Genomic DNA, 12,828 nt, shown 5'->3' with positions numbered 1-12,828 from the left:
AAGATTTACCGTCGAAAATTCTTAAGATTTCTTAAGAATTAGACTTTATTTCAATAAAAAACTGCCACAGAATAATCTGTGGCAGTCTGCACTCAATAAATTACTTTGAAAGATACTCGTCGATACCCTTTGCAGCAGCTTTTCCTGCTCCCATGGCAAGGATAACTGTAGCAGCTCCGGTAACAGCATCTCCACCGGCAAATACGCCCTTCTTGGAGGTCTGACCGTTTGCTTCCTCAGCAACGATACACTTTCTTCTGTTAACTTCAAGACCTTCAGTTGTTGAAGAGATAAGAGGGTTAGGTGATGTTCCGAGAGACATGATAACTGCATCACACTCAATCTCAAACTCTGAACCGGGGATCTCAACAGGGCTTCTTCTTCCTGACTCATCAGGCTCGCCAAGCTCCATGCGGATACATGTAATGCTCTTTACCCATCCGTTCTCGTCTGCGTGGATCTCAACAGGGTTTGTGAGAAGATCAAAGATGATTCCCTCTTCCTTGGCATGGTGTACTTCCTCCTTACGTGCAGGAAGCTCTTCTTCACCACGTCTGTAAACAACGTGAACCTCAGCTCCGAGACGAAGGGCTGTTCTTGCTGCATCCATCGCAACGTTTCCGCCGCCGACAACAACACACTTCTTAGCTCTCATGATAGGAGTAGTTGAGTTCTCATCAAAAGCTTTCATGAGGTTACTTCTTGTAAGATACTCGTTAGCTGAGAATACACCCATAGCCTGCTCGCCGGGGATATTCATGAATCTTGGAAGTCCTGCACCGGATCCGATGAATACAGCCTCAAAGCCTTCCTTCTCCATGAGCTCATCTATAGTAACACTCTTACCGATAACAACGTCTGTCTCAAGCTTAACGCCAAGAGACTTAACGTTCTCGATTTCTTTCTTAACAACAGCATCCTTAGGAAGACGGAACTCAGGAATACCGTAAACAAGTACTCCGCCGGCCTCATGAAGAGCCTCAAAAATAGTTACGTCATATCCCATCTTGGCAAGATCGCCTGCACAGGTAAGACCTGAAGGGCCTGAACCGATAACGGCAACCTTCTTGCCCTTTTTCTCCTTGGCACCTTCCGGTTTAATGCCCATCTCACGTGCTGTATCGGCAACGTATCTCTCAAGCTTACCGATAGAAACAGGATCGCCCTTGATACCTCTTACGCACTTGCCTTCGCACTGGCTCTCCTGAGGACATACACGTCCGCATACTGCAGGGAGTGCACTGGATTTACTGATAACCTGATAAGCTTCCTCAACATTGCCTTCCTTAACCTTCTGGATAAATCCGGGAATATCGATAGATACAGGACATCCGGCAACGCACTTGGGATTTGGGCAGTTAAGGCATCTTGTAGCCTCATTCTCTGCTTCTTCTTTATTGTATCCAAGGCATACTTCCTTGAAGTTCTTAGCTCTCTCTTTTGCGTCCTGCTCACGAACAGGAACTCTTACAAAACCATCCATTTGTTTGCCTCCTTATTCATGATTATTCGCAATTGCCACATCCGCCGTGGTGAGTGTCGCCCTCCTGAGCCTTGAGCATGAGTCTGCCCTCCTCAGTCTTATAGAGCTTCATTCTGTTCATGGCCTGATCAAAGTCAACCTTGTGACCATCAAACTCAGGACCGTCTACACAAGCGAATTTAACTTCTCCGCCAACAGTGAGTCTGCAGGCGCCGCACATACCTGTTCCGTCAACCATGATTGGATTCATGCTTACGATTGTAGGAATTCCAAGCTCCTTAGTGAGCTTGCAGACGAATTTCATCATGATCATAGGTCCGATTGCTACGCAGTGATCATACTTATGACCTTCATTCCAGAGATCCTGAAGCGCTACCGTTACCATACCGCTTCTGCCGTAGGATCCGTCATCTGTTGTGATGTGAAGGTTACATACTTCCTTGAATCTGTCCTCAAGAATAACAAGGTCTTTATTCTTGGCACCGATGATTACGTCACAATCCACGCCGTGCTCCTTGAGCCACTTAGCCTGTGGATATACAGGAGCTGTTCCGACACCTCCCGCGATGAAAACAATCTTTTTCTTCTTGAGTTCTTCGATATCTTCCTCAACAAGGTCAGACGGTTTTCCAAGTGGTCCTACAACATCAGCAAGCTCATCCCCAGCTTTAAGCTTGGAAAGTTTGTAGGTCTCTGCACCGATAGCCTGAACAACGATTTCAACAGTCCCCTTCTCTCTGTCGTAGTCACAGATTGTAAGCGGGATTCTCTCTCCATCCTCATTGACGCGGATGATGAGGAACTGTCCCGGCAAACATGAGCCTGCAACACGGGGAGCTTCAACAATCATCTGAAAAATGTTTGTTGTAAGCTCACGGGCTTCCAAAATTTTGAACATAAAAATTCTCCTCCTATCTATTAGATATTGTTATCAGTGTATATTTGCCACTGGAATCATAACCAAGTCTGTTTACGGTTCCGTCGTGAGTATTTACGGCATACATAAGTCCAGTAGGTGCGCTTGTTCCGTCATTAAGAACATGATTCTCAACAACAACATAGTACTCACCTGCACCTTCTATCTCGATGATCGAGTTATAAATATATTCATTGTGACCTTCAATTCCTCTGACCTTTCCTGAATTGTCCAGAAGAATATCAAGTCTGACAAGTGTGCTCACAAGGCTGTTAACAGCCTGTTCCGGTGCAACAAGTCTTGAATAGACAAGATGATAATCCCTTTCAACAATCTCACTGAAATTCCCGTCATTGTCATATGCAATGAATTTGTAATGACTTGTACCCACAGGCATTGTTATCGGAGATATGTATTGCTTGGATTCCATGGTGGGATCTGAGCCGTCTGTTGTGTAGAATATCGAATACTCCGCCTTGGTAACAGCAACAATCATCGTATTCTGATTGTACTCACCGCTTGGTTCCATTATCTCAGGAGGGGGTACAGCTCCTGCTTCGATAACATATTCGCTTTCTGCTACAACCGAACTGATTCCGTATTCATTAACCGCAACTGCCTTAATGTTATATACGCCTTCATTCTCCAGAACGATCTCGTTCTCATACAGAATACTCTCATCGCTCGGGACACCGTCATTAACGGTATAATAAATTGCGTTTCCTGATCCGTCAACCATTCTAAGACTAACATTTACAATATCATAAGTTCCGGATTCCGGATAAATGGCCGGAGCATTGGGAACATACTTGGAACGCAATTCTTTTACTGTCTCTGAGTCGTTATCCGCAAAGAGCTCACCGGCTTTGCTGAAATCTCCTGTCTGCTTATAGATCGACATAATACTCTCATATGCAGATTTAACCTTGTCCTCCGGAAAAAGACCCGAATCCACAATAATCATCAGAGAATCAACAGCACCTTCAAAGTCTCCTTCTTCCAAATAGTAGTCTGACATTCTGAAAATTATGTCTGAATTGTCAGGATGCTGTTTATTGCCTTCTTTCAGCTGCTCAATAGCACCGGCTGTATCACCTGATGCCTTGGCAGACTCAGCAAGACTGAGATAATACAGCGAAGTCTTGTTGTGATATGCAAGGAAAACAGAGGCAAATACTATCACAAGAATAAGTGCTGCAAATGCTGCTACAATTATCTTCCATCTCTTTGCAATAGCCTTAAGCAGAGCTTTTCTCTTTCGCCTCTTTTCCTCTTTGGCCTTCTCATCTCTATTAAGTTCGTCTGCCACCCCGGATAGAGTGGCATTTATTTCATTTTCTACTTCCGGCTCAAAATCCGGCACAATGTTGATCTCTGTACCGCAATTGTCACAGTACATGTGCCCTTCCGGAATTTCAAGCCCGCATTTGGGACATTTCATTGGCACTCCATATAATTAAGCATTGTGCAAAAGAGCTGCCTCATAGCAGTTATTCATAAGCATAGCGATAGTCATCGGACCAACACCTCCGGGTACCGGAGTAATGTAGCTTGCGATCTCCGAAACCTCGTCGTACTTAACATCTCCGCAGAGCTTACCGTCTTCTCTTCTGTTGATGCCGACATCGATAACCACAGCTCCTTCCTTAACATGATCTGCGGTTATAACGCCAGCTTTACCGACAGCTGCAATTATTATATCAGCTCTTTTACAAACTTCCTCAAGATTTTTGGTTCTTGAGTGAGCAATTGTCACCGTAGCGTTTTCTCTAAGCATCAGAAGTGACATCGGCTTGCCTACAATATTGCTTCTTCCGATAATAACGCATTCCTTGCCGGAAATGTCGTATCCGTCAGTGCCTCTTTTCAGAAGCTGTATTACTCCTGCGGGAGTACATGACACAAATCCTTTATCACCAACTACCAGGGCTCCCACATTCATCGGATGAAAACCATCAACGTCCTTGGAAGGATCAATTGCATTTATAACGGTCTTTTCGTCAATATGCTTTGGAAGCGGCATCTGGACAAGGATTCCGTCCACATCTCTTCTTCCGTTGAGTTCATCAATAAGCTTTAGGAGTTCTTCCTGTGAGGTCTCCGCCGGAAGCTCATAGGACAGTGAGTTGTACCCTATATACTCACAGGCTCTCTTCTTGTTGCGAACATAAACCTGAGATGCAGGATCCTCTCCGACCAGGATTACAGCCAGAGTTACTTCAATTCCGTTTTCCTTAAGAGCTTCTGTCTTCTCTTTAAGATCATCCTTAATCTGTTGTGAAATAGCTTTTCCGTCAATAATCTTAGCGCTCATGTATCCTCCTTAGAAAAGCCCGACTATTTTGCCGTCTTTATCTACATCGATATCAAAGGCTGCAGGTCTCTTGGGAAGTCCGGGCATAGTTACGATAGCCCCTGTAAGTGCTACTACAAAGCCTGCTCCTGCCGATACATAAGCTTCGCGAACCGTGATATTGTAATCCCTTGGTCTGCCCAACATATTAGGGTCATCAGAGAGTGAATACTGAGTCTTGGCCATGCATACAGGAAGCTTTCCAAAGCCCATCTCTTCAATCTTGGCAAGCTGTCTTGACGCTGCAGGAAGGAAGTTCACTCCGTCTGCACCGTAGATCTCTGTAGCGACCTTGGTGATCTTATCTGTAAGAGAAAGATCATCAGCATATATAGGTGCGTAATTTGATGGCTTGGTCTCGATTGTGTTTATAACTTCCCTGGCGAGAGCTTCTCCGCCTTCTCCGCCTTTTGCCCATACTTCTGAAAGAGCAAACTTGCAATCTCTCTCTTCACAGAACTGCTTAACATAAGCCATCTCTGCTTCGGTATCTGTAAGGAATGCATTGAGGGTCACAACTACCGGAACACCGTATTTCTGGATATTTTCAATGTGCTTTTCAAGGTTTACGATACCCTTTTTGAGAGCCTCAAGATTCTCTTCTCCGAGATCCTTCTTGGCAACTCCGCCATTGTATTTAAGGGCTCTGATTGTTGCAACAAGAACAACTGCATCAGGCTTAAGACCCGCAATCCTGCACTTGATATCAAGGAACTTCTCGGCACCGAGGTCAGCACCGAAGCCCGCCTCAGTAACTGTATAGTCTGAGAGCCCGAGTGCTGTCTTGGTTGCCCTTACAGAGTTACATCCGTGTGCAATGTTTGCGAAAGGTCCGCCGTGTACGATTACCGGTGTGTGCTCCAAGGTCTGAACAAGGTTAGGCTTGATAGCATCCTTTAAAAGAGCTGCCATTGAGCCGACTGCATTGAGATCGCCGGCAGTTACAGGCTCACCGTCTCTTGTGTAAGCGACGATTATCCTTGAAAGTCTTGCCTTGAGGTCATCCATATCGCTTGCCAGGCAAAGGATTGCCATGATCTCGGAAGCAACAGTGATAACAAAATGATCTTCTCTCGGAACACCGTCTGCCTTAGCTCCGAGACCTACTACTATATTTCTGAGGGCTCTGTCGTTCATGTCCTCAGCTCTTTTCCATATTATCTGGCGTGTATCGATACCAAGTTCGTTACCCTGCTGAATATGGTTGTCTATAAGTGCTGCAAGAAGATTGTTTGCTGAAGTGATGGCGTGGAAATCGCCTGTGAAGTGTAAGTTCAAATCTTCCATTGGAACAACCTGGGCATATCCGCCGCCTGCTGCTCCGCCCTTGATACCAAAGCATGGTCCAAGTGATGGTTCCCTCAGTGCGATAACAGTCTTATAGCCAAGTCTGTTAAGCGCATCTCCAAGGCCGACACTGGTAGTAGTCTTGCCTTCTCCCGCGGGAGTTGGGTTAATAGCAGTTACAAGGATGAGTTTGCCTTTTTTGTTTCCTTCGACCTTTTTAAGATACTCCTCTGTAAGCTTGGCCTTGTACTTGCCATAGTACTCAAGGTCATCCTCGGTAATTCCGAGTTTCTCGGCAACCTCTCTGATGTGAAGCATTTTAGCTTCCTGTGCGATTTCGATGTCACTCTTTACAGCCATTTAATCTCCTCCATTCACATACGCGTCAAATTCTTGCTTACTCATTAGCACTTTCCTAGGCTTGGTGCCCTCCTCGTCTCCTACAACGCCTGCCTCACAGAGCTGATCCATGATCCTGGCTGCCCTGTTAAATCCAATCTTGAACACGCGCTGAAGCATACCGATTGAAGCTTTTTCTTTTTCTATGATAATGTTCCCAGCCTGAACAAAGTACTCGTCTCTATCTGATCCCGTATCACCTGAGGATGATCCGCCGGATGCAGAGCCCACTGCCATGTTATCGATTGAATTCATAGCCTCTTCATTATATGTGGTCTCTGAAGCCTGATTTCTTAAGAAATCTGTAACCGCCTGCACTTCTTTGTCTGATACGAATGCGCCCTGAACTCTGGCGGGCTTGGTGTAGCCCTGAGGGTAAAAGAGCATATCACCCTTTCCCAGAAGCTTCTCGGCACCGTTGATATCAAGGATTGTCCTGGAATCAACACCGCTTGAAACAGCAAATGCAACACGGCTTGGCATATTGGCCTTGATAAGGCCTGTAATAACATCTACGGATGGTCTCTGAGTTGCGATTATAAGGTGGATGCCCGCAGCTCTCGCAAGCTGTGTAAGTCTGCATATAGCATCCTCAACCTCATTGGCAGAAACCATCATGAGGTCAGCAAGCTCATCCACTATTACAACAATCTGCGGAAGTACAGTCATATCCGGATCTTTACTGTCAGCTGCAAGCTTGTTGTAGCCCTTGAGATCCCTTACACCTGTGTCCGCAAACTTCTTGTATCTGTTGGTCATCTCAGCAACGGCCCAATTGAGCGCAGCAGCAGCTTTCTTGGGGTCTGTTACAACCGGGATCATAAGATGAGGAATTCCGTTATATACAGAAAGTTCAACAATCTTAGGATCGATCATGATCATCTGCACCTCTTCGGGTTTTGCCTTATATATGAGGGACATGATGATTGTATTGATACATACCGATTTACCGGAACCTGTAGCACCCGCAATAAGAAGGTGAGGCATCTTGGCAATATCGGTTACAACAACCTTACCTGCAATATCTTTACCTACCGCAAAGGCAAGCTTGGATGAAAAGTTCTGATATTCTGAGGATTCAAAGAGATCTCGGAGTGCTACTGCCTGGTTCTCCTTGTTTGGCACCTCAATTCCCACAGCTGCCTTACCCGGGATAGGCGCCTCAATCCTTATGTCACTGGCTGCAAGATTCATCTTGATATCATCTGCAAGTCCGACGATCTTGTTGACTCTGACTCCGGCTTCAGGCTGAAGCTCAAATCTTGTTACTGAAGGTCCCTGACTTATATCGGTAACCGTTACATTTACACCAAAGGTTTTAAGTGTTTCCTGAAGCTTGACTGCTGTCTCCTTAAGAGCTCTGGCCGAATCGGTGTTCTTGTTCCTGACACCCTTCTCAAGAAGATTAAGAGGCGGGAATACGTATTTCTTGGGTACGCTTCTCTTATGCTTCTCAATCTCTTTTTCCATACCCGGGCTCGTTGTGTGAGGTCCAGGACCAAGATTTACAGAAGAAGGCTTTGAGCCGTTAATTGTACTGTCAGCTCCGGCACTTCTTGAAATGTGGTCCTGAGCATGGATCACATAATCACCGTTCATTCCGTTTCCGAGATGCTCTGCATGAACAGGAACATCCGGAAGAATGTCTTCCTCGGAATCAAATTCATCTGTTGCTCTTGCCACAAGCTTTTTCATGGAAGGCGAAAGCTCTTTGACCGGTTCATGCTCAGGTTCAAAGTTATCCTCATCCCTGTAATCCGGCTCATAATCTGTCTCCGGCTCGTCATCTTCTTCAGGATCATATCTTCCGGCAGATTCTATCTCTTCTATGGCATCACTGCTGTTCTTTAAAATGATCTCATGAATATCGTCGTGGAACTCATCTTCATCGGGAATAAAGAGATTCTCCGATTTCCCTTTATCCTCGTTGTGGAGCTTTATCTCTCCCAAGTCATCGCCGTCCTCATCCTGCTTATCAAGTGCAGTATCTATCATCACGCCGCTGACCTTTTTCTCCATACGGAGGATCTTCTCGTCCTCCTTCTGTTCGATGGCAAGTCGCCTCTCTTCCTCAATCTCGGCGCGTCTTGCTTCCATCTTCTCGCGTCTCTTCTCGGCATAATCCCTGTAGTTGTCAGCTTCCTGCCTGGTCTTGTCAATGAGCTTTCTCCCGCCCTTCTTGAGGCCTCTGACGAAGGACTGCTGCGTTACCACAACTATAGATGCGATGCCAATAAGAAGTATCAAAAGAGCTGTTCCAGCCAGGGACAGATACTTGTAAGATGCATAGGCCATTGAGCCCGCAAAAACACCGCCACCGTTTTTTAGTTCGCTGGCTTTTGAATAAATGTCTTTTATTACATAGGATTCTGAAGACTGTGGTCTGCCTGTCAGCAATTCTGCCAACATTCCGATCACAAAGAATAAAACAACACCTGCAACTATCTTGCGAATAGATGCAATCGACCCAAAATTGGCGATTCCCACCACAACAGCTGCAAGTATGACAATAGGCGCAATATATGCGGTTATGCCGAACAATCCAAATAAGACACCGCTTACTGCGCTGCCAAGTGCTCCGCATACGCCGAAATTACAAAGAAAAAGAAAAATGGTAAGAGCGATCACACCAATCACGATCAGTTCGCTCTTTAAAGAATAATCCAGCTCTTCCTCCCGTACATTCTTACGCCTTGATGATGTACTTTTAGACCCGGATGATCTTCCTGTAGATCTCCTGGTAGAATTTCCCCTCGTATTTGCCACTATATCCTACCCGTCACAAAACTTTCTTTTATAAATTCGATCTGTTAATTATACGTGAACAGACCTTAGATAGTATACCATTTTTAAATCCTTTATGCTATACTAACTACTGATTTAAGTTTAGTCCAGATAAATAGTGAAGGAGAACATAATGGAATTTACACAGGAATTGGAAACCGGCACATTTAAGATGATCGGCAACACCGAAACTTCCCTTAAGATCAAGGAAGTTGCTGAGAAATGCCGTCTTGTCAAGACAGATAACGGTGTAAAGGTAGAACTTGCTTATACAGGTCCTAACGCCAGCAAATATATGCAGTACGTCGAGAAGCATAAAGAGGAGCTCACCAAGTACCTCATGCATCCCGATGAGGCTGATCTTTTCGAGTGGATGGAGACATCACATCAGAATCCCACCACCCTTAAAAAGCACGAGAAAGAGCATCTCATCCTCTACGTAAACTTCGACCCCGAGACACGTATGGTTCTTACCGGAATCGCTGATGAGAATGTAACCATGAAGCTCGGATCACCTCTTATGGAGGTCAACGTAGACCAGCTTACACGTAATGAGTTTAAGCTTGAGATCTACAACATGCTTCTTCTTGCCGATGAGATTTCAGTACTTATGGGCAATGCAGATCTTCGCAAAATGGCTAACATTCAGATTGTTAAGACTTATCTTACAGAGATTTATGACAAATATCACGAAAATGTATGATGATATAGGGACAAAAGCAAAACGCTATCTTGTGCTTGCACAACGATAGCGTTTTATTTTTGGACCTTTATCATTTTTTTGCTACAAACAGCGTTCCAACCTTCTTCTTCTCAATTACATCGTAGAGCTTCTCCGGGTTTTTGCCATTTGTAACGAGTACATCTATTCCATGAGAGGTTGCAAGTTCTGCAGCTTCAAGCTTGGTGATCATACCGCCGGTTCCGCGATTTGAGCCCGATCCTGATGCTACATTCTTGAGTTCTTCCGTAATCTCCTCTACCCTGCTGATGACCTTGGCATTGGGATCAGTCTTGGGATTGCCGTCATAGAGTCCGTCAATATCAGAGAAAATAATAAGTTTACTTGCCTTGCAGAATACTGCAACCACTGCAGAAAGCATATCGTTATCCGAAAAGAGCTTTTTCTCAGATTCAATTTCTGCATGGCTGACAGAGTCGTTCTCGTTAACTATAGGAATAATGTGATTCTCGAGGAGTGCATCAAAGGTATTCTTCAGATTTTCGCTCCTAATTGTGTCAGTGATATCTCCGTTATCAAGAAGGATCTGACCTACCATTCTTCCATATTCTGAAAAGAACTTGTCATACAGGTGCATCAGTTCAGTCTGGCCTACAGCAGCTGCAGCCTGCTTCATTCTGATCTCCTTGGGTTTCTGGGCCAGTCTCATCTTATTAGCGCCGACCGCGATAGCTCCGGATGAAACAAGCACAAGATCATATCCGAGATTCTCTACCCCCGAAAGAGCTCTGCACAAATGGTCCAGTGCTCTGATGTCTACATTGCCATCTTCATTTGTTATTGTGGAAGTACCAACCTTGACCACAATTCTCTTTTTACTAAGTGTCATGGCTCTCCTCTTATATAATTTCACACTTTAATTTGTTAAAAACACATATCCCTATTATATAACTGAAGTCCGAGAAATCAAGAACTTAATTCCCAGGACTTGAAATTGGGATAAAAAAAGAGTATATTAGATTGCGTGCAATTTAATTTGGGATTTGATTTGAAATATGAGGATAAATTATGAAGACTAAAGCATTTGAAGCAATTGATATGACAATAGGAACACCTTGGCAGCAGATACTTAAGTTCACGGTTCCAATGCTCCTTGGAAATGTTGTTCAGCAGTTATACAGTACAGTAGACAGTATCGTTGTCGGAAGATACGTTGGCGACAACGCTCTTGCTGCTGTAGGAAGTGCTGCTCCAATTCTGAACCTCCTTCTGGTTCTCTTTATAGGAATAAGTATGGGTGCTACGATCATGGTTGCCCAGTACCTAGGCGCAAGGGACAGAAACGCTTTGTCCCTCACCATCGGTAACTGTGTAACACTTATCCTTATTGCATCAGTTCTGATGACGATCATCGGTGTTGCCATTGCAAGACCGATGCTGGTGCTGCTCAGGACACCGGATAGCATTCTGGACTGGGCGACAGACTATCTTGTCATTCTGTTCCTCGGTAGCATCGGACTGGGATTTTACAATATCCTTAGCGGTGTTTTAAGAGGTCTCGGAGATGCAATGTCGGCCCTTATATACCTGATTGTAGCAAGCGTAATCAATATCGTACTCGATATATTATTTGTAGCAAAGCTGGGGCTCGGCGTACCCGGTGTTGCTCTTGCAACCATCATCGCTCAGGGCATTTCAGCAGTTCTTTGCATAGACAGACTTCGCAGAATGAATGATACCTTTGATTTCGGATTTAAATACTTTAAATGGAGCGGACAGTATGCAGGACAGATTATAAGGCTGGGCCTTCCTTCAGGAATAACTCAGGCTATTTTCTCCATGTCAATTGTCCTTGTACAGTCACTTACCAATACTTTCGGAGAACAGCTTATTACTGCCAACGTCATGGTCCAGCGTGTTGACGGTTTTGCGGTTCTTCCAATCTTCTCTTTTGGTTCAGCTCTTACTACATTTGCAGGCCAGAATATCGGCGCCGGCGATAAAGAAAGAGTTGAAAAGGGTTCACGCCAGGGACTTTTCATGTCACTTATGTTCTCAGTACTGATCGTTGCTGTTATCCTTATCTTTGGAAGACACCTCATGGGAATCTTCACTGATACAGAAGAACTTATTGATCTCAGTATGCATATCATGAGAATCCTTGCAGCAGGTTACCTGTTAATGGCCATAATTCAGGCTCTTACAGGTGTCATGCGTGGAGCAGGCGATACTGTAACTCCTATGTGGATTTCCATCATAGAGACCTTTTTCCTGCGTATGCCACTTGCCTATCTTATGGTATACCTCACTAAATCCGAGGCTCTTCCACTGGGCAATCAGGATATGATCTACTATTCTCTGCTAATAGCCTGGGGAATCGGCGCCGTAATGAGTATTCTCTTCTACAGATTCGGAAAATGGAGAAACAAAGCCATCGCTTTATAATAGTAAATAAAACGTCCCCGGTGTCTCATCAAACAACAAAAAACGGCTCTACTGAGCCGTTTTTTAGTGGATTAGGCGGGAGTCGAACCCGCGTCCAAAAATTCATCCCCTGTCCTTCTACTATCATAGCCTGTTATTTCGGAATTCTGCATTCCTGTTCCCTCATACCTGCGGTAACCGGCAACTGCAGATAATCGGTAGCCCCTGATACGTCCATGAAGTCGAGGCATCCCCCATGTCGTTTCCTACAAAGTTTGACGCCGGTTATCTGATGTGTAGGTGCATCAGAGCCGACGCGCCGCACTTAGGCAGCGAGTGCTAAATTATCGTTAGCGTTTAATTTTAATTTGAGGTTTAACGCAACCGTCCTTCGGATAGCTTCTCCAGCTTCAAAATCCCTGTCGAAACCTTTACTAACCCTTATTCAATTTGCTTTATAAGTATATCGGCTTTTGATGATAAAATCAATAACCTGTTGG

General features: G+C 44.8%; 9 protein-coding genes and 1 other RNA gene. 2 read left to right on the top strand and 8 right to left on the bottom strand.

Translation table 11 applies throughout. The features are described 5' to 3' along the window. Positions 1–100: 100 nt before the first annotated feature. From gltA to G590_RS17920, 6 genes are read right to left on the bottom strand one after another with little or no spacing between them, the layout of a single operon-like run. Positions 101–1,483 carry an NADPH-dependent glutamate synthase gene (gene gltA / locus G590_RS0100795; RefSeq protein ID WP_022763764.1) on the bottom strand — a complete coding sequence of 461 codons (1,383 nt, stop codon included), beginning with the start codon at positions 1,481–1,483 and terminating at the stop codon, positions 101–103. A gap of 22 nt (positions 1,484–1,505) precedes the next feature. Next, complete coding sequence (locus G590_RS0100790; protein WP_022763763.1) at positions 1,506–2,381, bottom strand: sulfide/dihydroorotate dehydrogenase-like FAD/NAD-binding protein; 876 nt, start codon at positions 2,379–2,381, stop codon at positions 1,506–1,508. A 13-nt stretch (positions 2,382–2,394) separates the two neighbouring features. Further along, positions 2,395–3,840: a chitobiase/beta-hexosaminidase C-terminal domain-containing protein gene (locus G590_RS0100785; RefSeq protein WP_022763762.1), complete on the bottom strand. Its 1,446-nt coding sequence runs from the start codon at positions 3,838–3,840 to the stop codon at positions 2,395–2,397. 15 nt (positions 3,841–3,855) lie between these two features. Beyond that, a complete protein-coding gene (folD, locus tag G590_RS0100780) occupies positions 3,856–4,713 on the bottom strand; it encodes a bifunctional methylenetetrahydrofolate dehydrogenase/methenyltetrahydrofolate cyclohydrolase FolD (RefSeq protein ID WP_022763761.1) in 858 nt (285 codons plus the stop codon). A 9-nt stretch (positions 4,714–4,722) separates the two neighbouring features. Further along, complete coding sequence (locus G590_RS0100775) at positions 4,723–6,399, bottom strand: formate--tetrahydrofolate ligase (protein ID WP_022763760.1); 1,677 nt, start codon at positions 6,397–6,399, stop codon at positions 4,723–4,725. Further along, positions 6,400–9,204, bottom strand: a complete 2,805-nt coding sequence (locus G590_RS17920) for an FtsK/SpoIIIE family DNA translocase (RefSeq protein ID WP_035762132.1) — start codon at positions 9,202–9,204, stop codon at positions 6,400–6,402. A 151-nt stretch (positions 9,205–9,355) separates the two neighbouring features. Between G590_RS17920 and G590_RS0100765 the strand changes: the two genes are divergently transcribed. Further along, entirely contained in the window at positions 9,356–9,925 is a 570-nt protein-coding gene (locus G590_RS0100765; protein ID WP_022763758.1) for a hypothetical protein, read from the top strand. 70 nt (positions 9,926–9,995) lie between these two features. Here the strand turns inward: G590_RS0100765 and proB are convergent, their stop codons facing one another. Further along, positions 9,996–10,793, bottom strand: coding sequence for a glutamate 5-kinase (gene proB, locus G590_RS0100760; protein ID WP_022763757.1), 798 nt, complete (start codon positions 10,791–10,793; stop codon positions 9,996–9,998). A gap of 179 nt (positions 10,794–10,972) precedes the next feature. On the opposite strand from proB, the gene G590_RS0100755 reads away from it, so the two are divergent. After that, on the top strand, positions 10,973–12,349 hold the full coding sequence (locus G590_RS0100755; protein ID WP_022763756.1) for an MATE family efflux transporter: 1,377 nt from the start codon (positions 10,973–10,975) through the stop codon (positions 12,347–12,349). 64 nt (positions 12,350–12,413) lie between these two features. Here the strand turns inward: G590_RS0100755 and ssrA are convergent. Beyond that, positions 12,414–12,769: a transfer-messenger RNA gene (ssrA, locus tag G590_RS20950) on the bottom strand. Between the last annotated feature and the right edge of the window lie 59 nt (positions 12,770–12,828).

Origin of the sequence: Butyrivibrio sp. XPD2006 (assembly GCF_000420865.1) — a bacterium.
Taxonomy (GTDB): Bacteria; Bacillota; Clostridia; order Lachnospirales; family Lachnospiraceae; genus Butyrivibrio.
The sequence above is the reverse complement of the archived record's forward strand: the minus strand, read 5'-3'. Positions and strand labels throughout refer to the sequence as shown.

Bases quoted from the DNA above. Each gene is read 5' to 3' on its own strand.
- gltA (WP_022763764.1), bottom strand. From the start codon at position 1,483: ATGGATGGTTTTGTAAGAGTTCCTGTTCGTGAGCAGGACGCAAAAGAG.
- G590_RS0100790 (WP_022763763.1), bottom strand. From the start codon at position 2,381: ATGTTCAAAATTTTGGAAGCCCGTGAGCTTACAACAAACATTTTTCAG.
- G590_RS0100785 (WP_022763762.1), bottom strand. From the start codon at position 3,840: ATGAAATGTCCCAAATGCGGGCTTGAAATTCCGGAAGGGCACATGTAC.
- folD (WP_022763761.1), bottom strand. From the start codon at position 4,713: ATGAGCGCTAAGATTATTGACGGAAAAGCTATTTCACAACAGATTAAG.
- G590_RS0100775 (WP_022763760.1), bottom strand. From the start codon at position 6,399: ATGGCTGTAAAGAGTGACATCGAAATCGCACAGGAAGCTAAAATGCTT.
- G590_RS0100765 (WP_022763758.1), top strand. From the start codon at position 9,356: ATGGAATTTACACAGGAATTGGAAACCGGCACATTTAAGATGATCGGC.
- proB (WP_022763757.1), bottom strand. From the start codon at position 10,793: ATGACACTTAGTAAAAAGAGAATTGTGGTCAAGGTTGGTACTTCCACA.
- G590_RS0100755 (WP_022763756.1), top strand. From the start codon at position 10,973: ATGAAGACTAAAGCATTTGAAGCAATTGATATGACAATAGGAACACCT.